We start from the raw sequence: 23526 nt of genomic DNA on the forward strand, positions 1-23526 counted from the left end.
CCCCGGGCAGCTCACGGCACAGGCACTCCGGGCACCACTGGACACCAGAGGACAGAGAACAGATGTCTGCGATCGGCTCCAAGGACCGGCGCGACCGGATCGTCCGGCTCGCCACCACCACCGGCCTGGCGAGCGTCGACGAACTCTCCCAGCTGTTCGGCGTGACGGCGTCCACCATCCGCCGTGACCTGGCGAAGCTCACCAGTGACGGGCGGCTCGCCCGCACCTACGGCGGTGCGATGGCGCTGTCCGCCCACCCCGAGGCATCGCTGCGGCAGCGGACGGGCGAGGCGTTCGAGGCCAAGCAGGCCATCGCGCGCTGGGCGGCGGAGCAGGTACGGCCGGGCGAGACGCTGCTGCTGGACGCCGGCTCGACGGTCGGGGCGCTCGCGCATGAACTGCGCACGGCCAAGGACATCATGGTCGCCACGACCGGGCTGACCACGCTTCAGGCGCTCTCCGACGTGGAGACGATCCACGTCGAATGCCTCGGCGGCACCCTGCGGCCGCTCAGCCAGGGCTTCGTCGGCCCGCTCACCGAGGCGGCCCTGGAACGCATGACGTTCGACCGGGTCTTCCTCGGCACGGACGGCATCTCGCCGCGGCACGGCATCTGCGAGGCCGATCTGCGCCAGACCCGGCTCAAGGAGCTGATGGCCCGCCGCGCCGACCAGGTGTACGTCCTCGCGCACGCGGCCAAGCTGGGCCGGCGCCCCTTCCACGCCTGGACCGCCCTCCCGGAGGACTGGACCCTGGTCACGGACGACGCCGCCGACCCGCACATCCTTGAGGAACTGCGCGCCCAGGGGGTGACCACGGTCGTCACCGAGCCGGAGCGGGACCCTACGGGGTGAGGCGCGCTCCCCGCGGTCGCGTCCGTGCGCCCGGTCCGCGGAAGGAGTCCGACGTGCCGGCCGATGCCGTCCCCAGGTGACGGTCCTTCGCCAGTGGACGGCGACGGCCAGGGCCTGTCCGGCGGATCTCGCCGAACAGGCCCGTGGTCCCGAGGAGGGGTCAGCGCTTGAGCATGAAGGTGAAGTCGCCGGCGAGCCTGTCGTTCAGCCGGACCGCCGAGACGAGCCTCCCCTCCGTGATCAGCCTCTCGACCTCGGCCCGCGCAAGACCGCAGCCTTCAGCGATCAGGCGCACCGGCCGGACAGGGATCCGCGCCGCGAAGCGGACCGAGACGTCGATCACCTCGCGGTCCAGGTGATCCGCTCCGCCGGTGTCCAGACGCCAGGCGTTGTCCCAGTCGAGGGCGATGCGATTACGGCGCCGCACGACCGGATCCTGGAGCAGCTCGGCTGCGAGACCAGGATCGTTGTCATGCAGCCGGTCCAACAACTCAGACCGCACGGAGCGCACATTGATCCGCTCCAGGACCGTGAGCTTTGCGGTTTCCCCGCAAGCGGTACAGAGCGCGAGGAGCCAGGCGTCGATGAGCTTGTGGTGTGCGTTGACGCGAAATTTACCGTTCGCCCGGAAACGCTCTGACGCGCACGCGTGGCAACGTCGGAGAACGAGCGGGAGGCAGGTGGGCACGACCACCCAGTTGTTGAGCACAGAAGTACACCGGTTTCAGTGAGAAATCCGCAGCAAGAAGCAGCGCGGCGCACATGCGCGACGCGCGACGAATCAGCTCTCGGGAGGTCTCACACGGTGTACAACGGCACGTCCTTGGCTGGACAACTCGGTTCGGCAGCACGGTAATGGCGCACAACGGCGCTGCTCCACCGATTTTCGAGCGCCCCACCGCCAGGTTCTGTCAGGGCATGCCCTGTTCGGTCGGGGTGAGGCGTGCGGGGGGAGGTAGGGGTGTGTTGTGGGGGCAGTGCCGGTGCGCGGGGCGGCGGGCAGCATCGGTGTCATGGCGGTGCAACTGGCGGCCAGCAAGGGCGCCTCCGCGGTGGCGGTGACCACATCGTCGGCCGAGCGCGGAGAGCGCCTGCGCCGGCTGGGCGCGACACATGTACTGGACCGCGCCGACGACGGCGGCCCCGACGCCCCGGCGGGCTACGACGTGATCCTCGACATGGTGGCCGGTGACGCTCTGCCGTCGTTCTTCGACCGGCTCAACCCGAACGGGCGCATGGTGGCCGTCGGAGCCGTGGGAGGGCAGCCGCCCGCGGACTTCGGAACGACGCGGGGCGACCTCACGGTGGTGGTACACCGGTCGCATGCGAAGATCCGGCCCTCGTCGAGCAGGCCATCGCCGCCCTCAAGTCCTGGAGGCTGCTGCGCAAACTGCGGTGCTCGACGACCCGCATCACCACACTCGTCCAAACCGTCCTCATCCTCCACCGGAACAAGACGGAACCTCCTCTTGGGACATTTGTCCCATATATCCAACATGAGATAGACTCCCTTGTGTGACTGAAGGAGGAGACACTTCAATCACAGCCACAATGATCACTTCTTGTGGCCGACAGCTGCACACAATCGCTGACGATCTTCTCTCTGATGATGCAATTGGAGGAGGGTATGTCGACAATGACCCCGATGTGCGAGCAGACCCACTTCCGCACCGAGAACATCGACGGAGTCGAGGTGTTCTACCGCGAGGCGGGGCCCGAAGACGCCCCCGTCATCCTGCTGTTGCATGGATTCCCCACGTCCTCGCGGATGTTCCGCAATCTGATTCCGCAGCTTGCGGACCGCTACCACGTCATCGCCCCCGACTACCCGGGGTTCGGGCACAGCGACACACCCGGCCGGGAGAACTTCTCGTACGACTTCGACCACATCGCCGATATCGTGGACGAGCTGCTCGATCGCCTGAACGTACGGGAGTTCACGCCCTACATGATGGATTTCGGTGGATCCATCGGCTGGCGCCTCGCCGTCAAGCATCCGGAACGGATCAAGGCGGTCGTCCTTCAGAACGCGCCTTTGTATCCGGAGGGCGACGAAGGCGGTTTCTGGGAGGACATCCTTCCCTACTGGCGCGACGGGTCGGCAGAACACCGGGATGCCGCCCGGTCCTACGTCACGCCTGAATGCACCCGGGACCAGTACCTGCACGGAGTCGGCGACCCGTCACTGATGGACCCCGACTGCTGGCTGATCGACCAGACACTGCTGGACCGGCCCGGGGTCGATGAGATCATGCTGGATCTCCTGTACGACGTCTCGAAGCAAGAGAAGGTCTTTGGGGCGGCAAAGGAATTCCTCCGCAAGGAGCAGCCGCCGGCGCTGATCGCGACGGGTGCCAACGACACTGTGTTCCCGGAGTCCAACCAGCGGATGTTCCTGAACGACCTGCCGCACGCGGAGTTCCACGCGCTTGACACAGGTCACTTCGCCCTGGAGGAGAAGGGATCCGAGATCGGGGGCCTGATGCGGTCGTTCCTGGATCGGAATGTCTCGGACTCGTAGTTCGGTTGCCACGAGAAGTGATGACGTGCGCCGGCCTCCCGCACCCCTCTCGTGGGATGTCTTTACATCAGAGCCCCTGCAGACGCTCGTTGACGAGCCTCCACCCGGGTGGCGGCACCGTGTGTGGCCTCCCATTTCGTCGACGCTGATCTACGGGGTGCGGGAAGCGGTCCTGGTCGACGCGCCGATAACGGTCGACCAGGTACGAACGCTCATGGACCGGATCGCCGCCTCGGGAAAAAGTCTCACGACGGTTTACGTGACACATGGGCACGGCGACCACTGGTTCGGGGCCGGTGCTCTCACCGATCGGTTTCCTGGTGCCAGGATCGTGGCCATTCCGGCAGTCGCGGAGCAGATGCGGCAACACGCTACCGACGCAGAACTCGCGCTGTGGAAGGCCCGCTTTCCCGGGCGTATGCCAGACAGGATTCGCATGCCCGAAGAGATCCCCGACCACGTCATCGAACTCGAAGGACAACAATTGACGGCCATCGAGCTCGGTCATACGGACACCGACGACACCACGTGCCTACACGTGCCGTCCATCGGCTTGGTTGCAGCCGGTGACGCGATCTACAACGGCATCTATCTGCAGCTGCGTGAATCAGACGCGGACTCGAGAAACGAGTGGATCGCGGCTGCGGACACCATCGAGTCGCTGCATCCGAGCAGCGTGATCGCCGGGCACAAGAGCGAAGGGCGATCCGACGGAACGGAGATCATCGCGGAGACGCGGCGGTACATCCGGGATTTCGAGGATGTCCTTGCGAACTGCACAACGGCCCGGGAGGTCTTCGACCGGATGGTCGCCCGATATCCCACATGGAAGTACCCCGGTGCTCTTTGGGCTTCGGCCGCTCAGTTGAAGGACTCCTGAACCGCTGGCAAGAGGAGGACACCGTGAAGGTCGTCAACCTGGCCAAGTACGTCGACAGCCCAGAAAAGGTGGAGGAAGTCCGGCCCGCCCACCGCCAGTACATGGCGGAACTGCTCGACAAACGACAACTCATCGTCGGTGGGCCCTACGAGGACGACAGTGGCGCATTGTTCATCTATGACGTGGATTCCCTGAGCGACGCCGAGGATATCGTGTCCGCCGACCCCTACAAGACGTCGGGTGTCTGGGAGAGCTACGAGCTCAAACCATGGCAGGTAATCAAGGCAGAGCCCGCTCCGAACTGGTACTGACTTTCAAAGGGTGATGTCGTCAATGGTGGGACGAGCGCCAGTCCGGTGCCGGTGAGGGAGCTGTCGAGGACGTCATGGCGGTACTGGAGCTGGCGTAACCCCCGCCGGACGGCGTTGAGGTCCGGTGTGTAAGGCGGGAGTTGGTAGACGGTGAGCCAGTCCCGTTCGGCGATGTAGCGGCGCATACCCGCCGTCAGGTGGGTGTTCACATTGTCCCGGCAGGCCCGCCAGGCCGTTTTCGGGAACCTGGCGGGACCGCACGCCGGCTGGACGCCCGGTGTCAGTCGGTGTAGACCTCTGCCCTGTCCACACTCACGAAGGACGCGGTGGACGATGCGCTGTGTTCCCCGGTCACCCGGATACGCAGAGTGTGCGTGCCGGAGGCCAGGCGCGGGCTGAGGTACTGGAGCGTCTCTCCCGTCCTCGGGGCCCCGTAGAAGTCGACGCGCTGTTCGGGTCCCCCGTCGACGCTGATGGCCGCGATGCCGTTGCCGGTGTCCCGCACGGACAGCAGCGCGATCCGGGTGCCCGTGAAGGTGAAGGTCGCGGTGTTGCCCGCCCGGTCGCTCCAGTGGTCGTCGCTCCAGAAACACTGGGCCCCGCAGCCCGTACCCGAGTTCCAGTCACCTTGGTAGGCGATCTGGCCGGCGCCGCTGGAACGGCCGTCGTCATTGATCCAGTAATTGCCGTTGCCGGGATCGCCGGACGGCAGGTCCTGCGTCGCGCCCAGGGCGAGCGGGCTGCCGAGGTCCGGGCTGCCGTCCGCGTGCCAACCGATCTTCTGGGCACGGGTCGTACGGTTGCCGTAGGTGTTGCTCGCCGTCGTCTTGGCGTGGTAGACGATCCAGTCCTGCGTGCCGTCGGGCGACCGGAAGAAGGCGTGATGGCCGGGGCCGTAGACCCCCCTGGCGTCGACGCGTGAGAAGACGGCGCCGGGGTGCTGCTGCCAGTTGCCGGGCGTCAGCGGGTCGGCGCCGTTCGGCAGGGACAGCATCCACAGCTGGTAGTCGGGCTTGCCGGTGTCACAGGTCGAGTACGTCAGCCACGTACGGCCGTTGCGGTTGAGGAACTCGGGGCCCTCGCGGACCTCCGGGCAGCCGCCGTCGGCGTTCAGGGCCACCGCGTCTCCGGAGACCGTGTACGGGTTCGACATCGGGGCGATGTTCAGTCCGTTGTGCTGGTAGGGGTTGATCCCCGAATACGCCAGGTAGAGCTTCCCGTTGTGCTGGAAGACGCCGGGGTCGATGGCGAAGTCGTCGGCGTGGTTGGGCGGGGTCAGCTTCGCCTTGAAGTGGTAGGGCCCGGCCGGATCGTCGGCCTCCGACTCCAGGACGTACAGCCGGTGATGGTCGTCGACGCCGTCATCGGCCGTGTAGTACATGTACCAGCGGTTCCCGAAGCGGTAGAACTCGGCCGCCCAGATGTGCTGGTTGCGCTCGGAGTCGGTGTCGGTCCACACCGTCACCGGGTCCGCGTCGAGCAGCGTACCGAGCGAGGGCGAACTCCACATCCTGATGCTGCCACCCTGCGTGGTGGTGAGGTGGTAGGCGCCGTTCGCATACGCCATGAAGGGGTCCGGCCCCGTGTTCAGCGGATTCCGGAACGTGCCCGCGGCCTTGACTGCCGGCGCCGGCTCCCGCGCGTGGACCTGCGGCGCCCAGAGCAGGCCGATGAGCAGGGCGAGCAGGGCAGCCAACAGGGTGCTTCTGGACTGACGTGGCATCAGCGGTTCCTCACCTCTGCGCAAGTGCCCGCAGTGGCGGGCGATTTCAGATGGCGGACACCTATGGCACCACAGCTCTTACATCGATGTAAACAGGTCTCTCAGCAAACAGATGGGCCCAGGCGAGGGCGGGATCGGCATCGAGTCCGAGGTGTACGCGTCCGCCGCCCGACGGGACCGGGGTGCCCGATCCCACCGGACAGCGGACGCCGTGCCGCTGCGTATCAGGCGTAGGTTTCGAACTCGGCGACCTGAGGGGTGCCGGTCGAGCCGGTGATCTCGAAGGTGATCTTACGGAGTGAGGTCTGGGCGAAGCTGATGACGCCCGCACCGCTGCCGGAGGCGAGGACGGCGCCGGTGTCATGGTTGATGACCCGCCAGGATCCGATGGTGCCCACGCTGCCCGATGTCTCGCGGATGTTGATCACCGACACCGAGGTGGCGGAGCCCCACTTGACCGAGACGGAGCCGGTCGAGCCGGTCGGTGACCAGTAGGTGCTCGGGTCACCGTCCAGGACATTGCCGTAACTGGTGCCGGAGGCCTTGCTGGACCCGTCCGAACCCGCCCCGATGCTGAGATTGGTCCCGCCGGGCTGGGACGGCGCCGGGTCGGTCGGTGCGGGTGTGGGGTCGGTCGGCGCCGGCGAAGGATTCTGCGGGGAGCAACTGCCGTCCGACACCCGCAGCCCCTTGTTGGCGCCCGCCGTGGCGCTCACGACGCTCGGTACGCAACTGGCCGCGTCGAGACTGTAGGAGTAGGGGATGCTGACGGTGGTGTTGGACTGCGGGTCGGGTCCGGCCGGGTTGTTCTCGCTGCCGGGGCTCGACCACGTCACGTTGTCGTAGATGTTGCCGCTGACCTGCCAGTAGCCGGCCGCGTCGGTGTAGAAGGCGCCGAGGACGTCCTTGGAGTCCTCGAAGTAGTTGTTGTCCACCTTGGCGCGGGCCCCGGCGCGGGAGTTGATGCCGGATTCGTTGAGGCTGACGTAGTGGTTGTTGTAGATGTGGGCGATGCCACCACGCAGCAGCGGTGTGCGCGAGTCGATGTTCTCGTACAGGTTGTGGTGGTAGCTGATATAGCCGTTCGAGGTGTCGCTCTCGCTGGATCCGACGAGTCCGCCGCGGCCGGAGTTGCGCAGGATGCTGTAGGACAGGGTCACGTACTGGGTGTTGTTCTTCAGGTCGAAGAGACCGTCGAAGCCTTCCGACTCCCCGCCCGATGCCGCCAGCGTGGTGTGGTCCACCCAGACGTTGCGGACGTTGCTCTCCATGCCGATGGCGTCACCGCCGTTGGAGGTGGGCGAGCCCGACTTCTTGACGTTCCGGACGGTCACGTTCTGGATGATGATGTTGCTGGAGTCGCGGACGTGGATACCGAGTTGGTCGAAGACGGCGCCGTTGCCCACCCCGACGAGGGTGACGTTGCTGATCTCCTTGAGCTCGATCTTGTCCGCGGCCGTGTTGCAGCTGTCGCCCGACACCTTGGTGGTGTTGCCGTGGTTGATGGTGCCCTCGACCTCGATGATGATGGGCGTGCTGCTGCCGGCACGGCTGCACAGGGCCTGATGGATGGCGGTTCCCGTGGTGGCCCGGACCGTCTGCCCGCCCGCGCCCCCGGTGGTGCCGCCGTTCTGGGTGGCGTAGCCAGTGGCGCTTCCGGTCGCGGCCGCCGCCTCGGGCATCGACAGAACCGCGCCGGTCACGGCGGTCGCCGCGAGGGCTGTCGTGGCCAGCGCCGCGTAGAGCCGCGTTGCTCGTTGTCGTCTCATCCTCGCCTTGCCCTTTCGTCGTCGAACGCAGACCGAGCTGCGTGCCGTTGTCGTTCCGGCGGACCGTCGAGGCGCCAACCTGTCTGTTCAGTCCCATAAACATTGATCCAGATACTGAACATCGAATCGACGAACACGACAGGCCGTACTGACTTCAGAAAGCGCTTGCTGTGCGGGAGTGTAGGGAGATGCCCGCAAAGCGGCAAGGCTCTGCGCAGCACCGGAACCTGCCTAGCTGATTCATGTACGTGAAAATCGGCACGGCCAGATCCCGGAACGCCGGCCGCCGCTTCAGTAATCCGGGAGCGTCACAGGTCGAGCACTGCGCGGAGTGCGTTGTCGACCTGCTCCTGCTGCTCGGGGCCGATCCTGCCGTGATGCGTGCCGGCGTCGAAGCGGGACGCGGAGAGCTGGAGGAGGTTGACGGCGACGACGGAGGCGTCGACCGGAGCGCTCAGGCGCACGCTCATCGCCGTGTCGGGGTGCTGCGCCGGGGCATGCAGCACCAGCACGACGACTGCGCCGTAGGCCTCGGCCAGCCCGTCGAGGCTGACGACGAGAACGGTGCGGGTCCCTTTGCCGGTGTCGACGTCCCAGATGTCGCCCTTGCGGATGATCACAGGGCGTCGCCCTCGCCCGCCAGGTCCAGGGGCTCGATGGCGGCCAGTTTGCGGGCCGCGTCGAGCGTCATCTGACGCCGCACGGCCCGCAGGATGTAGTCGTTGAGCGACGGGGCATCTGCCGCGGCTTCGCGCAGCGGCTTGTCCATCGCGTCGGGGATCCGCAGCGTGATGGCAGTCATGACACCAAATCTAGTGTCAAGCATGCCGTCACGGCAATCTGCGGGTGGGTGCTGAAGTTGACGCAGGCAGGAGTGATCGCCAGCGCCGTGAGGGCTGGCGGTGAACGGCCTCAGTATTGACGAGGTCGCGTATTGAAGTGTCGCCAGTTCTAGCGCTTGGCGAGACGGGGCAGTGACTGTGCACGTTCGCGGGGAGCGGAGATTTGCGTGCTGTCAGGGCCGCAGGAGCCTGACAGCAAGGAAGCACGGAGCCTGTCGGAGCTTGTTGTAGGCCGTTTCGTCGAGTTCTCGCAGGACAGACGTCGGGCGAGGCTCGATGAGTCCTTCAAGCATGAATCCGCCGGCCAGCAGTTCGTTCAGGAACGTTTCCAGCGACATGCGTCGGTAGTGGATTGCCAACGGGCCTCCGGCGAGAGGGAGGTCAACCCAGTCGTCGGCGTAGTACGAACCACCGAATCTCCGCCAGTCAGCCGTCGGGTGGGTCGTCGAGACCAGCAGCCACCCGCCCGGACGCAGGACGCGTCGTAGCTCGCCGAGGAGACGCGGCCGGTCAGCGATATGGTGGAGCGTCAATGCGCACACGACTCCGTCGAACGACGCATCGTCGACGAAGTCCAACGGCTTCTCCGCATCGTGCATGCGCAGTTCGGCCCGGTCGCCCAATCGCTCCCGCGCGTGACTCAGCAGAGTTGCGCTACCGTCGATTCCGACCACCTCGGCACCCAAGGGTTTTGCGTGTTTGCCTTTTGAGTTGATTTAAGTCGAATTAAGGCATTTTCCACAGGGTGGTGTTGCTGCCGCGGGACTCGAGGCTCGCCGGGTGCGAAGGCTGGGCGGCGAGCGATCTCGGCTGTCGTTCTATACGACAGACGCGTCGACGCTCACCGAGACAGGTGGGCGGGGTCCTGCTCGGTCTCGTCGGGTTGTCCGGGGTCCGGGTCGGTGACGGAAGCGGGGCGGTGTGCACGGTTGGCGGCGATGAGCTCGTTGAGGGACTCGAGGGTACGTGTGAGCCCGGAGATGTGCGTGATGAGCTTGTCGCGTTCTTCGAGCAGGCGGTCGAAAGCCCCGTCGGAGGTGGCAGTGCTGGGCGAGTGCAGGCAGGGAAGCAGGCTGACGATCGTCTGGCTGGACAGACCCGCCGCGTAGAGCCGCTGCAGGTACGCGATCCGGTCGACAGCTTCCTCTCCGTAGTGGCGATGACCACCGGGGCTGCGGCTGCTGTCGAGCAGGCCCTGCTCCTCGTAATAGCGCAGGGAGCGGGTGCTCACCCCGGTCCGCGCCGCCAGATCTCCGATCCGCATCCGGTCTCCGGTGTGTTCGTCGTCACAAACAGTTGAATTTCACATAGATGTGAAGTTCTAGCGTACCTCCATGACCTACTCGAACCTGTCTGCCATCAGCGTCGACATCCGACACGGCGTCGCGACCGTAATAATCGATCATCCGCCTCTGAACCTGCTCGACGGCGAGCTCATCAAGGAGCTGATGGCCTTCGCCTCCCAGGTCCGTACCGACGACAAGGTACAGGTGATCGTGTTCGAGAGCGCCGACCCGCAGTTCTTCATCGCGCACGGTGACATGCGCTTCCTCACCGATCCGGCGCTGATGTCCGCCGGCGGTGACCTGCCCACCGGAACCAACGTGGTGCAGGCCGTGAACGAGGAGATCCGGTCGCTGCCCCAGGTCACCATCGGCAAGATCGCGGGCTTCGCGCGTGGCGGCGGCAACGAGTTCGCCATGGCGCTGGACATGCGTTTCGCGGCGATCGGAACGTCTGGACAGGCGCAGCCGGAGACTCTGATGGGCATCTACCCAGGCGGAGGAGGCACGCAGTACATGACCTCCCTCATCGGCCGCGCCCGCACACTCGAACTGATCCTCGGCGGCGAGCTGGCCGACGCGGAGCTGGCCGAACGCTACGGTCTCGTCAACCGCGCCCTTCCGGCGGACGAACTCGACACATTCGTCACCGTGCTCGCGCGCCGCATCGCTGCTCTGGGCCCGACCGTCATCGGCATCGTCAAGATGGCCGTCGACGCGGCCGACTACACCAAACGGGACCTGGCTACAGAGAGCAGTCTCGCCGCCCGGCTCTCCTTCCCCGAGGTTGCCGCAACCGCCCACAAGCTGCTTGCCGCCGGTGTGCAGACCCGCGAGGGCGAACTCCGCCTGGAAGAGATCCTCAACAAGGCCCAGCAAGAAGTGACGCCGCAACTTTCGGACAAGGCTGCCACTCGGGTATCACGCGAATCCGATTGATCCTTTTCGTCCGGCGAGTCCGAGCGCGGTCAGGGGGCGCTCGTAGTCGCGTGCGGTGTGGCGGAGGGCGGCCGCGATGTTGGTGCGGCCGTCCTGACGGTGGCCGCCAAGGGCGAGGTTCCGCAGGCTGGCCATGGTGCGTGGCAAGTGCGCGGTGCGGACCTTGGAATCGTCCTCGCGAAAGGTCCGGTCCCGGACGTGGTGCAGGAGGTTCTCGATGCTCCAGTGACCGCGGATCCAGGCCACGAGTTGTTCACCGGTGGCCTCGCCGGGCTTGAGGCTGGTCATCAGGTAGACACGCGCGATGGTGAGCTTGCCGGTGCCCGACTCGCGTCGCCAGCGCACGACTTGGAGGGCCTGGGCCACGTCGGGGTAGTCGAGGTGGGTGAACGCGGCTGTCTTCAGCCTGCGGATCTCCATGCGGTGGTGGGCGCGAGTGCGCTGGTAGTGGTCCAGGGCGATGTCCCGCCACGGGAGCTGGCGGACGCGGGCGTATAGCGCGGGATGGTTCTTCTTGACGATCGCGAGGTAGTGGGCACCACGTTCGCGCAGGTAGGTGGCATGGCCATGCTGGGTATGCAGGGCGTCGGCGGTGACCACTAAGCCGGTGAGGTCTACGGTGTTGAGCAATGGGGCGAAAGCGGGGATCTCGTTGCTCTTGTCGGCGATCTGCCGCTGGGCGAGCACGGCGCCGGTGTGCTCCATCGCCGCCAGCAGCGCGACGGCCGCCCGGCCCGCATGGCGTGAGCCGCGCAGCGTCTTGCCGTCCACTGCGATCGCCCGCAGTGCTGGGCGCTTGCCGACAGCGTGCTCCGGTTGTCTGGCGCGAGCCGCGAGGAAAGCACCGATTGCCTCATCCAGTACATCGCCGTCAAGTCGGGCGAGCAGGCGCCGGACCGTGGCCGGATGCGGCACCGGTACGGCACCGGTGAGCGGATCTGCCGCAAAGCCGCATGCGCGCAGCACCCACTGCGGAGCGTCCGTGATCCACTCGCCGATCGCGGTGAGAGAGCGGGCGCCGGCCAGCACGCTCGCGGCCGACGCGCACAGCAGCGCACCAAGCGGGTAGCGGCAGCCCCGGCGGTCGCGGGGATCTGGCAGCAGGCCGAAGAAGTCCCGCAAACGGACAGCGTCGGCGACCGGAGCTGGGGCATCGGCCTGGGCCAGATGCTCCAACGCTTCGGGCATAGGAGGTGATACAGGGGCAGGCACGGCCTCGCTCGGTGATCAATTGGACTCGACACCCACATGATCACCTGTGGTCGTTCTGCGCTACTTCACGCCCTCACCAAGCGACATGACGTCACGTCATGCACGAACCGGACCAATCCCCATCACGCAAAGACCCTGCCTCGGCGCCGCCCGCCAAGAGTTCGGCCGCGTAGTGCCCGGCCCCGCAGCCGACATCGAGAACCTTCAGCCCGGCAACGTCCCCCGCAAGTGCGAGCATCGCGGGTCGGTCGGTGTGCGCGTTGTAGGGGCTGGTGTCGGCGTTCTTCGCGAAGTAGTCGCCGAGTTCGTCGTGGTAAGCGGTCTCTGCAGGCATCATGACAGCATCGCGCCGGTGGCTGCCAACTGCGAGCGGTTTTGTGCGACCAAGGGCGCGTCCCATCAACGGCTGCCTCGACTTGGGGCCTGATAGTAGTGGGCTCGTTTTCAGCTGTCGCCGGTTCCCCGAGGAACCCAGCCCGCTGGTGACCTTGTGTGATCCCCCGGGGCGTATCGGCTCCATGTCCCGCCGGTCTCGTTGCGGAGCCGGGTGGTGGTCTTCGGCCGCCGGGACCCCGACCTCGTTCAGGAGCGCGGACAGGTGATCCGGGCGGGACGGCCGGCCCGCCCGGGCGGCCCAGGAAGAGCCAGTGGGATGCAGGGTCGGTGGCGGTGGCGGTGTTCATGTTGTCGCGGTTCGCGATGTGATTCAGCAGCAGGGCAGCGACCGGTTCGGGAACGGTGAGGCGGGTTCCCCGAGCCGTAGCAGCACGGTGTCGCCGTCGCGGATCACGTCGTCGACAGTGGGCCGGACGATGCGGCTCACGGGCTGCGCGTGGGGGAGGACGATGACTCCCGCGGCACGGAGACGCATCAGTATTTCCGTGTCGGTCACCATTCGGCCAAGGGCATCGACGCGTTCGTCCTCGCTCAGTGCGGTCAGCCAAGACCTTCAGCGCGGGAATTGAGCCGCGAAGAGTGCGGCCGAGGCTTCTACTCCTGACCTCCCGGCCCCCGACTCTGGCTTGCCCGCCAGAGGACATACCCGTTTCGATTGCCTCGCTTGACTTGGCGCAGAGCAGCGCCGTGCGCTGCATCCAACCGGTTCCTCCCGGACGATCCGCTCGACGTGCCGTGGGTCGTGATCGGGCACTTGGCCACGCACGCGCCGTCGAGGACATCGAGGCCTCCGGCCGCGCCTTGGGGCGATGCACAGAACCCCGACGCGTGCGCTCGCCGCATCGGGGTTCGCGGTTCTTATCGCTGGGTCGTCACCCTGGTCTCGATCTCCTTGAGGATGAGGTCGGGGCGGTCCTTGGGGATGTCGTGGGAGCTGTTGGCGGCGGTGACGAGCGTCCGGTTCGGTCCGTCGGCGGCGAAGGTCCTGGCGGCGTCCTTCCAGCGCTGGACGTCCTCGGGTGAGCCGTCGAACGGGGTCTTCTCGGAGACGATGACCGTCGCCGGGACCGAGTTCGGCCAGGAGACCTTGTGGTACGCCTTGTGCATCGGCACGTAGCTCTCCGCCGTGGAGATGAGCTGGCGGTTCTGCGGCTTGTCCGGGTCCTTCTTCGCGGCGTCGACCTGGGGCTGGGCCGCCGCGGCGAGGCGGGTGATCTCCTCGTCCGTGTAGAGCGGCGGCAGGCTGGCGTCGACGAGGACCACGCCGGACAGCATCTTCGGGTTCTCCTTGGCGAAGTAGGTCGCGACCTCGCCCGCCTGGGAGTGGGACACCAACGTCACGTTCTCGGTGACGCCCAGCTCGTCCAGCCCCGCCTTGAGGTCGCTGACGGCGCTCTCCACGCTCCACGCGCCGGGCACCACATCGCTCTTGCCCATCCCGGCCCGGTCATAGGTGACGACGGTCGCACCAGTGGCCTCCTGGATCTTGGGAATGAGGTCGTGCCACTGGGAGGAGTCCTCGCCGCCGCCCGCGTCCAGCACGATGGTGGGGCCCTTGCCCTGCGTGACGTAGAAGGCCAGGCGGTGGCCGTCGTTGTCGACCAGGTGCAGCTTGGCCTCCCCCGCCCGGGCCGTGCCGGGTGAGGTGGAGGAACCGGCCGAGGACGAGGGCGAGTCCTTGGCGGTGGAATCGCTGTCACTGCAGGCGGTGACCGCCCCGGCGGTCAGGGCCAGCAGGGCGAGTACCGACAAGGACCGGCTGAGGGAACGCCGATGGGTGCGTGACATGGTGACTCCGTTGGTGGCTGAGTGTGCTGTGCTGCCTGCACAACCAGCATTCGCGCAGTGCTGTGCTCACACCATCCGGCTGGCATGCGTGTCCACGGGGTGGGTGGTGCCATGCCTGGGGTGGGGTTGACACCCGCACGTGATCACCGGAATCGACAGCGGGCCCGGCGTCGCCGGGGATCGCACGGCGGTCAGCCGAAGCGGCCCTCCACGTAGTCGGAGGTGCGGGGATCCGAAGGGCTCGCGAACATCGTGTCCGTGGGCCCGTGTTCGACGATGGCGCCGGGGGTGCCCTGCTCGGCGAGGAAGAAGGCGCACTGGTCGGAGACCCGGGCCGCCTGCTGCATGTTGTGGGTGACGATCACGATCGTGACCTCGTGGGCCAGTTCCCGGATCGTCTCCTCGATGCGTCGCGTGGACGTGGGGTCCAGCGCCGAGCACGGCTCGTCCATCAGCAGGACCTTGGGCCGTACCGCGAGGGAGCGGGCGATGCACAGGCGCTGCTGCTGGCCGCCGGAGAGGGCGCCCCCGGGCTGGCGGAGCCGGTCCCGGACCTCTTTCCACAGCCCCGCCTTGGCCAGGCACTCCTCCACCAGGTCGTCCTTGGCGTCGCCGTTCATCCGGGTTCCGGTGAGCTTCAGTCCGGAGGTGACGTTGTCGTAGATGGACATCGCGGGGAACGGGTTCGGCTTCTGAAAGACCATGCCGATCGTCCGGCGTGCCTCGGTCAGCCGCTGCCCGGCCGCGTAGATGTCCTGGTCGTCCACGAGGACCTCACCGGCCAGTGACGCGGACGGGACGAGTTCGTGCATGCGGTTGAGGATGCGCAGGAACGTCGACTTGCCGCAGCCGGAGGGGCCGATGAGGGCCGTGACCAGGCCGGCGGGCATGGTCAGCGACACCCGGTCGAGCACCTTGTGGTCGCCGAACCATGCCGAGATCCGGCGCGCCTCGAGCGTCGCGCCGCTCACCCCGGGTACGGCCGGGAGGTGCAGTGTGGTCTCGGTCTGGGTCGTCTGGTCGGTCACGGCTTGTCCTTCGTCGACGGTGGAGCGGTTCGGGCGGCGGGGCGGGCGGTCATAGCAGGTTGGGCAGGAGCATCAGCGCCTGGTCCGCGGTGGCCAGGCCCAGCGCACCCAGGAGCGGGACGCCCACGACCCAGGTGTGCGGCCGGCCCCAGCGGGTGCGGGCCCAGGTGAGGGCGGCGGCTGCGAGGACGAGGCCCTGGCCCCACAGCACGAGCGGCAGCCAGGCCGAGGCGCTGGTGGCCATCGGCTTCTCCTCCTCCGGCAGGGCGCCCGCCGCGACGGCCGGGGCCGGGGTGGGCTGGACGTCCGAGACCAGGTCGGCGTCCACGCGCAGGATGCCGCGGGGCATGAACGGGGTGCCGTCGGCCGTGATGAGGGTGAGCCGGCCGTGGCCCTCGGCGGGCGCGGCCGGCTGCGGGTCACCGGCCCGGCGCGGCCCGATCACCTGGTAGATGTGCTTGCCCTGACCCGTCGTCACGGTGAACTTGTCGCCGCTGTTCAGCTCGCCGAGGCGCCGGAAGGGCCCGCCGTACGTCGCCTGGCGGGCCATGACGAGGCTGATTCCCGACTGGCCGGGCAGGGGCGTGTCCCGGCGGTGGCCGGGGCCGTGGGACAGGGCGTCGGCCGTGGTGCCCTCGTGGACGACCTCGCGCAGCCCCAGTTGCGGGATCTCCAGCAGGGCCACGGCCTCCCCGGCCTTCGGCGCCCGGCCGCCGCCCGCGGACTGCCCGACCGGGGCGACGCCGTTGGCGAGGTCGGAGCGGAAGGTGGCGTAGTCGACCTGTCGGTCGCGGGCGTGTCGCAGATTGCCGACCAGACCGGCATCGGCGACGAAGCCGAGCAGCAGCGCGGCCAGGATGCTCAGCGCCGCACTGGCCACCCGCAGTCCGGGCCCCGCGGTGGGGCGTACCGGGCGGGTGGGGCGCGCCCCGCCGGGCCCGGGAGCCGACGCGGAGTCGGCTGCCACGGGCCGGGCGGGGGAGGTGACCGGTGCCGTCATCCGATCTTCACCGAGGCGGAGGTGGCGGTGCCCTTGGCGTATCCGGTGCGCTTCGCGGTGACGGTCACGGTGAGCCGATGACCGCGGTCCGCGCGGACGGGGGTGTACGTCGACTTGGTGGCGCGGCTGATGGTCTTGCCGTCGCGCTTCCAGACGTAGCTGTACGAGGTGGCCGACGGCTTCCAGGTCCCGGGCTTGGCGGTCTGCTTGTAGCCCACCTTGTGGGTACCGCCGACCGACGGCTTCGTCACGGCCTTCAGGGCCGGGCCGAGCGCCACGGTCACGGCCGGGCTGGTCGAGGGCGTGCTGCCGGTGCTGTTGGTGGCGGTGGCCCGGCAGGCGATCTTGTGCGCGTAGTCCGTGCCGCTGAGCGTGCGGGTCTTCGCGGTCGCGCCGCTGATCACCTTGCTGTCCTTGAGCCAGGCGTACGACACGGAGGTCGCGCCGCTGAACGACGCCGCGCAGGTCACGGTGGAGCCGGCGCGCACGGTACCGGTCACCTTCGCAGCGCTGACGACCGCCGGAGGCTTGATCTTCACCGTGTAGGGCAGCGGCCGGGAGTCCGAAGCGCCGTACACCGCCGGATCGGCCGGGGTGAACCGGGCCTTGAGGGTGTGGGCGCCCACCGCCAGCGAGCTGGTGGTCAGGGTGGCCTTGCCGCCGGACACCGTGACCGGGTTGCCGAGCTCGGTCGTGCCGTCGAGGAAGCTCACGGTGCCGGTCGCGGTGGCCGGGGTGACGGCCGCGGTCAGCTTGACCGCCGTGCCCTGGACGACCGGGCTGCCCGGGCTCGCGGTGAGCTGGGTGGTCGTGGGCGTGACCGTGACGGGCTCGGTGGACTGGTACGTGGTGTCGGACGTGAACCAGATCGGCGCCGTGAAGTCGCCGTAGGTGGTGGAGCCGAACGGCATGCGGCAGGTGAGCGTGAAGTCGTAGCGGCCCTGGAGGGTGGTGAAGCCCGCGGTGCTGGCGTAGTCGCGCATGGTCTGCGTCAGGGGGACCGCGATGCCGCCGTTCTGGGCGCTGGGGTAGATGCTGATGGGCGAGTTGCCCACCACGATCTGGCCCTCGGCGGGGAAGCCGGAGCCGCGCACCGAGATGATGAGGTTGGTCGCCGGTTCCGGGCACGTGCCGGACGTGGTCAGCAGGATGCCGCTGGTGTCGGTGCCGGTGGCCGGGGCCACCTCCATCGCACCGAGGACGTCGGCGCGGGCTCCGCCGGTGCCGAGCGCGAGCGAGCCTGCGGCGAGCAGGGACACGAGCGTCGCGGCCAGCGGTATGCGTACGGCCTTGAAACGTGTCTTGGTGAAGCGTGTCGTCGTGAAGCGCATGGTCTCTCCTCCCGCTCAGACGTTCGTCGTGTCGGTGGTGACGTCGAAGTCCTCGCGCGCGCGGGCGCGGCGCACGACGAGGACACCCGCGAGGACCAGCGCGGCCGACACGGCGCCGAGCGCACCCGCGTCGACGCCGGTGGCCGCGAGCGAACCGTTGCCACTGCCCGAACCGCCGCCGGACGCACCGCCGTTGACCTCGGTCGACACGTCCTGGGAGCCGCCGGAGCCACCGGCGCCACCGGCGCCACCATCGGCGGAACCGCCGTCGGAGGCCGAGGTGTCCGAGGGGGACACGCTGTCCGTCGGCTCGCCGGTGTCGGAGGGCTCCGAGCTGTCGGTGGGCTCTGAACTGTCGCTGGGGATGGCGGTGTCCGACGGCTCGGCGGTGTCCGAGGGGGTCGCGGACGTGGTGTGCGAAGCGGTCGGCGAGGTGCTCGGACCGGACGGGTCCGTGGCCGTGTACTCGGTGTTGGAGGTGAACCAGATCGGCGCCGTGAAGTCGGCGAGGCTGGTGCCGTTGAACGCCGTACGGCAGGTGAGCGTGAAGTCGTAGCGGCCCTGGAGCGTGCTGAAGCCCGCCGTGTTGGCGTAGTCCCGCATCGTCTCCGACAGCGGCACGAGGAGGCCGCCGTTCTGCGCGGTCTGATACGCGGAGATCGGCGAGTTGCCCACCACGTACTGGCCCTCGGCCGGGAAGCCCTTGCCCTTCACCGAGACGATGATGTTGGTCGCGGTGTCCGGGCAGGGGCCCGAGGTGGTCAGATGCATCCCGTCGCTGTCCGCGCCGGTCGTGGGGGCCACTTCCATGGCGCCGGCGGACTCGGCGGCCGACGCTTGGGCGACGGTCACCGCGGAGACGAACAGCCCCGCCGCGCCGCAGGCCGCGATCAGCGCGCCCGCCCGGACGGTGGCCGCCCTGGACAGCCGGGGTCGGTGAGGTGTGAAGGACACGGTGTTTCTCCCTTGAAGGTGTTTCAGGACGGGCTGGCGAGGGGGTTCACTCGCCGGTGTCGGGCCGTTCGGCCCCGGCTCGGCGGCCGCGCACCCAGAGGGCGACGCCGGCCACGAGCGCCAGCAGACAGACGCCGAAGCCGCTCACGGCCCAGGCGTTGAGCGAGGACCCGGTCGAGTCCTCGGCGGCACCGGCGCGCGCCGCGTCGAGGGGGGCGGATCCGGCCGGGGCGGAGCCGCTGGGCGTCTCGGCGGGCACGGGCAGGCCGTTGGGCTGTCCCTGCTGTCCGGGAGCCGGGGCGGCCGTGCCTCCCGTGGCCGGAGCGCCGGTGGCCGGGGCCCCGCCGGAGGTGCCCTCCGCCGCCTTGGGCAGCGCGACCTTGGTGCCGTCCCGGTACGCGTTCTTCCGCTCGAAGTCCAACGAGCCCGTGAAGTCCTTCAGGCTCGTCGGGTCGAAGGCGCCCTTGAGGCAGCTGACGGTGAAGGTGTAGGTGCCGCGCAGGTCGGTGAACCCGGCGATGTTCGCGTAGTCCTTCATCGTGTAGATCAGCGGGATCGCAAGGCCGCCGCCCGACGCCTTCGCGTAGGTGGAGAGGGGCGCGTTGCCGACGACGATCTGTCCGTCGCGCGGGAAACCGGCCCCCTTGACGCGGGCGATGACGTTGGCGGTCTTCGTGGGGCAGGGCGCCTCGGCGGTGAGGGTGATGGGCTCGGTGTCGGTGCCCTTCGCGGGGGTGACGGCGAGCATGCCGCCGGTGGCGGCGCGCGCGTCGGTCGGCGTGCCCGCGAGGAGCGCGCCGGTGGCCAGCAGCACCGCCGTGAGGCCGACCGCCTGCTTGGCGCCGGACGTCGCGCGTGGTGAACGGACGGACACGGCCTGGGAGTTACGGCCCCGCCTGCGGCGTATCACCACGATGGCGACGATCGCGGCGAGCACGAGAACCAGGGCCAGCAGCGCCCACGGTACGGCGGTGAAGGCGGCGGTGCGGGTGACGCGGGGCAGGATGCGGTGCTTGATGTCGCCGCGCACCGGCTCGGGGTCCACCGTGACCGTGGTCGTGTCGCGGAACGCGGGGCGGACGCCGGTGGCGGACGTGCTCACATGGATCGCGTCGCCCGGCAGCAGTTCGGGCACATCGCGGAGCTTCGCGGTCTTCGCGGTGCCGCCGAGACCGTCGCGCACCCGGACCGTCTGGTGGGCGGCGAGCCGTACGTTTCCGGTGTTGCGCAGGGTGTACGTCACGGTCGCGGAGCCGGTGCCGAACGGGTTGGCGGTGCCGTGGTAGACGGTGCGCAGGTCCTCGACGGCGAGCCGGGGGGTGAGTTCACCGGCCACGCGGAGGTAGACGCGCGCGCCGACGCGCTGGTCGACGGCGACCCGGTCGCCCTTCCTGTCGGTGGTGGTGGCCGCGAGCGAGGCGACGATGCCGCCGACGTGGTCGCCGGGGGTCGCCTTCGGCGGGATGCTCAGGGTGAACGGCACGATGACGCGGGAGCGGGCCGGTACCTTCACCCGGCTCTTGCCGACCTCGATCCAGGAGCCGACGTCGGTGGGCCGGTGCTTGGCCGCGAACAGGTCGAAGCCACTGTCCTCGGTGGTGAACGCGTCCTGCGCGTACACCCTCAACGTCAGGGGCTTCTTGCCGTAGTTGAAGACAGCGAGGTGATCCGTGACGCGGGCGCCGGGGGTGGCGCCGTAGGAGAAGTTGGGCCGCGTGTCCGGCTTCTTGGCGGCCGAGGGCTGAACGCCGAACGTGGTACGCCCCGTTCCGCCGGCACCGGGTGCCGCGGCCGACGCATGCGTGGCCGGGAGGACGGCGAGGAGGCAGGCGGCCAGGACGGCGGCAATGCGGCGGGCTGAGGTCGTGATCATGAGACGTCGTCCGTTCGAGCGCGAGCGAGACCGGTGCGGGGTGGAGCGGGGACGGGGCGGGACGTTGGGGAGTGCGGGGGTGGCCGGGACAGGTGGGGTGCCCGTCCCGGCCCGGGGCGGTCCTCAAAAATGAGGAGCCGCCCCCTCGGTCATCCGCACGGGTCAGATGGCCGTCAGGGTGAGCGTCGCGGTGTAGGTGCCGGCCACGGTCGAGGTCGGCACGTTGAACGCGAGGTCGGCGCCGAGGTGGGCGGTGCCCAGACCGGTGCCGTTGGCCAGGGAGCGGGACGGCTTGAGGCCGGCCGAGCCCCCGTCGGCGGGAGCGACACCGTTGGCAGCGGCGACCGCGCCACCCGCGGTGACCGTCTGGGACGCGCCCTTGTCGATCACCTTCGGGGTCCAGCCGAGGTTCTGGCCGTTGATCTGGTGCGAACCACCGTCGGAGAAGTCGGTGACCTGGCCGCTGACGGACCAGCCGGGGTTGCCCGCACGGGTGTCGGTGAGCGTGACCGGGTTGATCGCGCCCGCGGTGGTGAGCAGGTCGCCGTTGGTGGTCAGCTGCGGGGACGGCAGCGTGACGTGCGGGTCGTCGACGCTGATGACGAGCGCACCCGACTCGACCGTGGTGGTGATGTCCTCGGAGGCGGTGACGCCGCTGAACGCACCGATGACGTACGGGACGGCGCCGGAGGTGGAGCCGGTGTACGCGTCGGAGTTCGCCGGGACGAAGACCGCCGTGAAGGAGTGATCGCCCTCGGGCAGGCTGCTGGTGGTGAAGGACGCCTGGCCGGCGGCGACCGGCACGGTGCCCAGCGTGGTGGTGGTGCCGCCCACGGTGTCCTGGAACTTCACGGAACCGGCCGCGGCGGTCGGCGACACGGAGGCCGTCATGGACACCGGGCTGAACTTCTCGGCCGTACCGGACGGGGAGACCGCCAGGGCGGTGGTTGTCTGGGTCGCCGGGGCGGCCTCGACGGTGTAGGCGACCGCGCTGGACGTCGAGCCGTTGTAGGCGGTGCTCGACGGGGTGAACACGGCGGTCAGCGAGTGGTTGCCCGCGCCCAGGGCGCTCGTGGTGAGCTTGGCCTCGCCACCGGAGACGGTGACCGCGCTGCCCAGGGCCTGGCCGTTGTCACGGAACTGGACCTGGCCGGCGGCACCCGCGGGGCCGACGGCCGCGGTCAGCGTCACCGGGGTGCCCGCGGCGACCGGGGCGTTCGGGGACACCGCGAGGGAGGTGGTGGTGTCGATCTTCGACGCCGGGTCGGTGTTCTGGTACTCGGTGTTGGACGTGAACCAGACCGACGACGTGAAGTCGCCCTGGCTGGTGCCGTTGAACGCCGTACGGCAGGTGATCGTGAAGGTGTACTTGCCGGTCAGCGTGGCGAAGCCCGCCGTGTTGGCGTAGTCGCGCATGGTCTGCGTCAGCGGAATGACCATGCCGCCGTTCGACGCCGTCGGGTAGGTGCTGATCGGCGAGTTGCCGACCACGCCCTGCCCCTCGGCCGGGAAGCCCTGACCGGTCACCGACACGATGACGTTGGTGGCGGTGTCCGGGCAGGCGCCCGAGGTGGTCAGGCTGACGCCGGAGTCGTCGAAGCCGGTGGCCGGGGTGACCTCGGCCGTGCCGATCTCGGCGGCCGCCGCGGAGGGCGCCATGATCAGGCCACCCGCCGGCACGGCGACCAGGCTCGCGAGACCGCCCGCCAGGGCTCGCGAGAATGTCTTCTTCAGCACTGTCGTGCTCTCCTTCTACGAGGATCTCTGCGCGGATCTACGGAGATCTGTGCAGTGTCAGGGGGTCTGCTTGCTGGTGTCGCCGCAGTTCGGGTTGGCCGCGAAGCCGTAGGTGTTGATGACAGACGCCTGCTGGCAGATCAGGGAGTTGGAGCCGACGAAGACCTGGCTGTACGGCGCCGTACCGATCTTGCTGGTCGGGATGACGTTGTAGACGTCGCGCTTCACACCGAAGCTGGAGTTGAGGACCGTCGGCGCGAGCCCGTCGATGGTGCCGAGGATCGCCCGTCCGCGCAGGTCGGCAATGGTCTGCGAGGCCTGCGAGTTGTACTGGGCGATGGAGAACGGGACGATCGACTTGTCGTCGAGGACGCGGCCGTCGTGCTCCTGGACCGACTTGCCGTTCTTGGTGTCCTTGATGCAGGGGTAGACACCGGCGACCACGTCGGCGTCCGTGATGCCCATCTGGGCCTCCCAGAACTGGCGGGTGCCGGAACCGGCCTGCGGCAGGAGCACCGAGAGGCTGTAGTTCGGGCCGGTGCCCACGTAGTTGGCGTCGCAGTGGTAGATCGCCTTGAGGTCGTTCAGCGAGAGCTTGCGCGGCACCGTGCCGGTGGGCGTGATCGCGTAGGTGACGGCGTCCACGGCGAACGGGACGTAGGTCAGGCCCGGGTTGGAGGCGGCCAGGTTGAGGCTGGAGGAACGGGAGAAGTCCAGGCAGCCGTCACCGGCGCCCCCGTTGGCCTGCAGCGAGTTCTGCAGGGCGGTGCGGCCGGCGCCGGAGCCGTTCGGGCGGGCCATGGTGCAACCCGGCTTGGTGGCGGGGTCCTTGGTGGTGACGTTGGCCGAACCGGTGGCGTCGTAGGAGCCGATCACCTTGGTGCCGTTGATGGTGATGGCGTTGGCAAGGCCGTTCATCACGTCCTGCGTCGTGTCGGAGCCGACGCCGGACAGCTGACGGTAGGTCGGCGTGCCGGACGGGTCGGCCGACGCCTGCGTGACGGCCATGGTGCCCGTCAGCAGTCCGGCCAGGCCGACGGCGGCGACGGCTGCCATTCTCTTGTTCACGTGCGATACCTCTCGGG

23 protein-coding genes and 2 pseudogenes are annotated in these 23526 nt (G+C 68.6%); 7 read left to right on the plus strand and 18 right to left on the minus strand.

What is annotated here, in order from left to right:
* The first annotated feature begins 62 nt into the window (after positions 1 to 62).
* Positions 63 to 854, plus strand: coding sequence for a DeoR/GlpR family DNA-binding transcription regulator (locus CTZ28_RS29225; RefSeq protein WP_121892716.1), 792 nt, complete (start codon positions 63 to 65; stop codon positions 852 to 854).
* Between the two features lie 160 nt (positions 855 to 1014).
* On the opposite strand, the gene CTZ28_RS29230 is transcribed toward CTZ28_RS29225, so the two are convergent.
* Positions 1015 to 1563, minus strand: a complete 549-nt coding sequence (locus tag CTZ28_RS29230; protein ID WP_121892717.1) for a DUF1062 domain-containing protein — start codon at positions 1561 to 1563, stop codon at positions 1015 to 1017.
* A gap of 265 nt (positions 1564 to 1828) precedes the next feature.
* Between CTZ28_RS29230 and CTZ28_RS29235 the strand changes: the two are divergent.
* From CTZ28_RS29235 to CTZ28_RS29255, 5 genes and pseudogenes are all read left to right on the plus strand, one after another.
* Positions 1829 to 2140, plus strand: a pseudogene (locus CTZ28_RS29235) (zinc-binding dehydrogenase); the annotation flags it as partial.
* 24 nt (positions 2141 to 2164) lie between these two features.
* A pseudogene (locus tag CTZ28_RS29240) lies at positions 2165 to 2373 on the plus strand (hypothetical protein); the annotation flags it as partial.
* A gap of 45 nt (positions 2374 to 2418) precedes the next feature.
* On the plus strand, positions 2419 to 3375 hold the full coding sequence (locus CTZ28_RS29245) for an alpha/beta fold hydrolase (RefSeq protein WP_121892718.1): 957 nt from the start codon (positions 2419 to 2421) through the stop codon (positions 3373 to 3375).
* Positions 3359 to 4255, plus strand: a complete 897-nt coding sequence (locus CTZ28_RS29250; RefSeq protein ID WP_121892719.1) for an MBL fold metallo-hydrolase — start codon at positions 3359 to 3361, stop codon at positions 4253 to 4255. Before CTZ28_RS29245 ends, CTZ28_RS29250 begins: the two co-directional genes overlap by 17 nt.
* A 23-nt stretch (positions 4256 to 4278) precedes the next feature.
* Complete coding sequence (locus CTZ28_RS29255; RefSeq protein WP_183154647.1) at positions 4279 to 4566, plus strand: YciI family protein; 288 nt, start codon at positions 4279 to 4281, stop codon at positions 4564 to 4566.
* A 280-nt stretch (positions 4567 to 4846) separates the two neighbouring features.
* On the opposite strand, the gene CTZ28_RS29265 is transcribed toward CTZ28_RS29255, so the two are convergent.
* The 6 genes from CTZ28_RS29265 to CTZ28_RS29290 all read right to left on the minus strand — a co-directional run bounded on the left by CTZ28_RS29265 (position 4847) and on the right by CTZ28_RS29290 (position 10164).
* Entirely contained in the window at positions 4847 to 6289 is a 1443-nt protein-coding gene (locus CTZ28_RS29265) for a family 43 glycosylhydrolase (RefSeq protein WP_121892720.1), read from the minus strand.
* A gap of 224 nt (positions 6290 to 6513) precedes the next feature.
* Complete coding sequence (locus CTZ28_RS29270) at positions 6514 to 8058, minus strand: pectate lyase family protein (protein WP_121892721.1); 1545 nt, start codon at positions 8056 to 8058, stop codon at positions 6514 to 6516.
* Positions 8059 to 8366: 308 nt separating this feature from the next.
* Entirely contained in the window at positions 8367 to 8678 is a 312-nt protein-coding gene (locus tag CTZ28_RS29275) for a type II toxin-antitoxin system PemK/MazF family toxin (RefSeq protein ID WP_183154648.1), read from the minus strand.
* Complete coding sequence (locus tag CTZ28_RS29280; RefSeq protein ID WP_121892722.1) at positions 8675 to 8860, minus strand: hypothetical protein; 186 nt, start codon at positions 8858 to 8860, stop codon at positions 8675 to 8677. Before CTZ28_RS29280 ends, CTZ28_RS29275 begins: the two co-directional genes overlap by 4 nt.
* Before the next feature lie 213 nt (positions 8861 to 9073).
* Entirely contained in the window at positions 9074 to 9586 is a 513-nt protein-coding gene (locus tag CTZ28_RS29285) for a class I SAM-dependent methyltransferase (protein ID WP_183154649.1), read from the minus strand.
* A 155-nt stretch (positions 9587 to 9741) separates the two neighbouring features.
* On the minus strand, positions 9742 to 10164 hold the full coding sequence (locus tag CTZ28_RS29290) for a MerR family transcriptional regulator (RefSeq protein WP_121892724.1): 423 nt from the start codon (positions 10162 to 10164) through the stop codon (positions 9742 to 9744).
* Positions 10165 to 10234: 70 nt separating this feature from the next.
* Here CTZ28_RS29290 and CTZ28_RS29295 point away from each other — a divergent pair, with 70 nt between their 5' ends.
* A complete protein-coding gene (locus CTZ28_RS29295; protein ID WP_121892725.1) occupies positions 10235 to 11122 on the plus strand; it encodes an enoyl-CoA hydratase/isomerase family protein in 888 nt (295 codons plus the stop codon).
* On the opposite strand, the gene CTZ28_RS29300 is transcribed toward CTZ28_RS29295, so the two are convergent.
* The 11 genes from CTZ28_RS29300 to CTZ28_RS29355 all read right to left on the minus strand — a co-directional run bounded on the left by CTZ28_RS29300 (position 11105) and on the right by CTZ28_RS29355 (position 23509).
* A complete protein-coding gene (locus CTZ28_RS29300; RefSeq protein ID WP_259471862.1) occupies positions 11105 to 12298 on the minus strand; it encodes an ISAs1 family transposase in 1194 nt (397 codons plus the stop codon). The genes CTZ28_RS29295 and CTZ28_RS29300 overlap by 18 nt on opposite strands.
* A 127-nt stretch (positions 12299 to 12425) precedes the next feature.
* Positions 12426 to 12671 carry a class I SAM-dependent methyltransferase gene (locus CTZ28_RS29305; RefSeq protein WP_220795433.1) on the minus strand — a complete coding sequence of 82 codons (246 nt, stop codon included), beginning with the start codon at positions 12669 to 12671 and terminating at the stop codon, positions 12426 to 12428.
* A 369-nt stretch (positions 12672 to 13040) separates the two neighbouring features.
* The gene (locus tag CTZ28_RS47275; RefSeq protein ID WP_183154650.1) at positions 13041 to 13205 is read right to left on the minus strand and encodes a hypothetical protein; all 165 of its coding nucleotides are present in this window, start codon (positions 13203 to 13205) and stop codon (positions 13041 to 13043) included.
* 383 nt (positions 13206 to 13588) lie between these two features.
* Entirely contained in the window at positions 13589 to 14518 is a 930-nt protein-coding gene (locus tag CTZ28_RS29320; protein WP_121892728.1) for an alpha/beta fold hydrolase, read from the minus strand.
* A 191-nt stretch (positions 14519 to 14709) separates the two neighbouring features.
* Positions 14710 to 15489, minus strand: coding sequence for a phosphate ABC transporter ATP-binding protein (locus CTZ28_RS29325; RefSeq protein ID WP_259471868.1), 780 nt, complete (start codon positions 15487 to 15489; stop codon positions 14710 to 14712).
* A 106-nt stretch (positions 15490 to 15595) separates the two neighbouring features.
* On the minus strand, positions 15596 to 16546 hold the full coding sequence (locus CTZ28_RS29330; protein ID WP_121892730.1) for a sortase: 951 nt from the start codon (positions 16544 to 16546) through the stop codon (positions 15596 to 15598).
* A complete protein-coding gene (locus CTZ28_RS29335; protein WP_121892731.1) occupies positions 16543 to 17877 on the minus strand; it encodes an Ig-like domain-containing protein in 1335 nt (444 codons plus the stop codon). The genes CTZ28_RS29330 and CTZ28_RS29335 overlap by 4 nt, the downstream gene beginning before the upstream one ends.
* A gap of 15 nt (positions 17878 to 17892) precedes the next feature.
* Positions 17893 to 18831 carry a hypothetical protein gene (locus CTZ28_RS29340; protein ID WP_121892732.1) on the minus strand — a complete coding sequence of 313 codons (939 nt, stop codon included), beginning with the start codon at positions 18829 to 18831 and terminating at the stop codon, positions 17893 to 17895.
* A gap of 46 nt (positions 18832 to 18877) precedes the next feature.
* Positions 18878 to 20704 carry a WxL protein peptidoglycan domain-containing protein gene (locus CTZ28_RS29345; RefSeq protein WP_121892733.1) on the minus strand — a complete coding sequence of 609 codons (1827 nt, stop codon included), beginning with the start codon at positions 20702 to 20704 and terminating at the stop codon, positions 18878 to 18880.
* A 162-nt stretch (positions 20705 to 20866) separates the two neighbouring features.
* Positions 20867 to 22441 carry an Ig-like domain-containing protein gene (locus CTZ28_RS29350; RefSeq protein ID WP_121892734.1) on the minus strand — a complete coding sequence of 525 codons (1575 nt, stop codon included), beginning with the start codon at positions 22439 to 22441 and terminating at the stop codon, positions 20867 to 20869.
* Between the two features lie 57 nt (positions 22442 to 22498).
* Positions 22499 to 23509, minus strand: coding sequence for a substrate-binding domain-containing protein (locus CTZ28_RS29355; RefSeq protein ID WP_220795441.1), 1011 nt, complete (start codon positions 23507 to 23509; stop codon positions 22499 to 22501).
* Between the last annotated feature and the right edge of the window lie 17 nt (positions 23510 to 23526).

Origin of the sequence: Streptomyces shenzhenensis, from assembly GCF_003688995.1 — a bacterium.
Taxonomy (GTDB): Bacteria; Actinomycetota; Actinomycetes; order Streptomycetales; family Streptomycetaceae; genus Streptomyces; species Streptomyces shenzhenensis_A.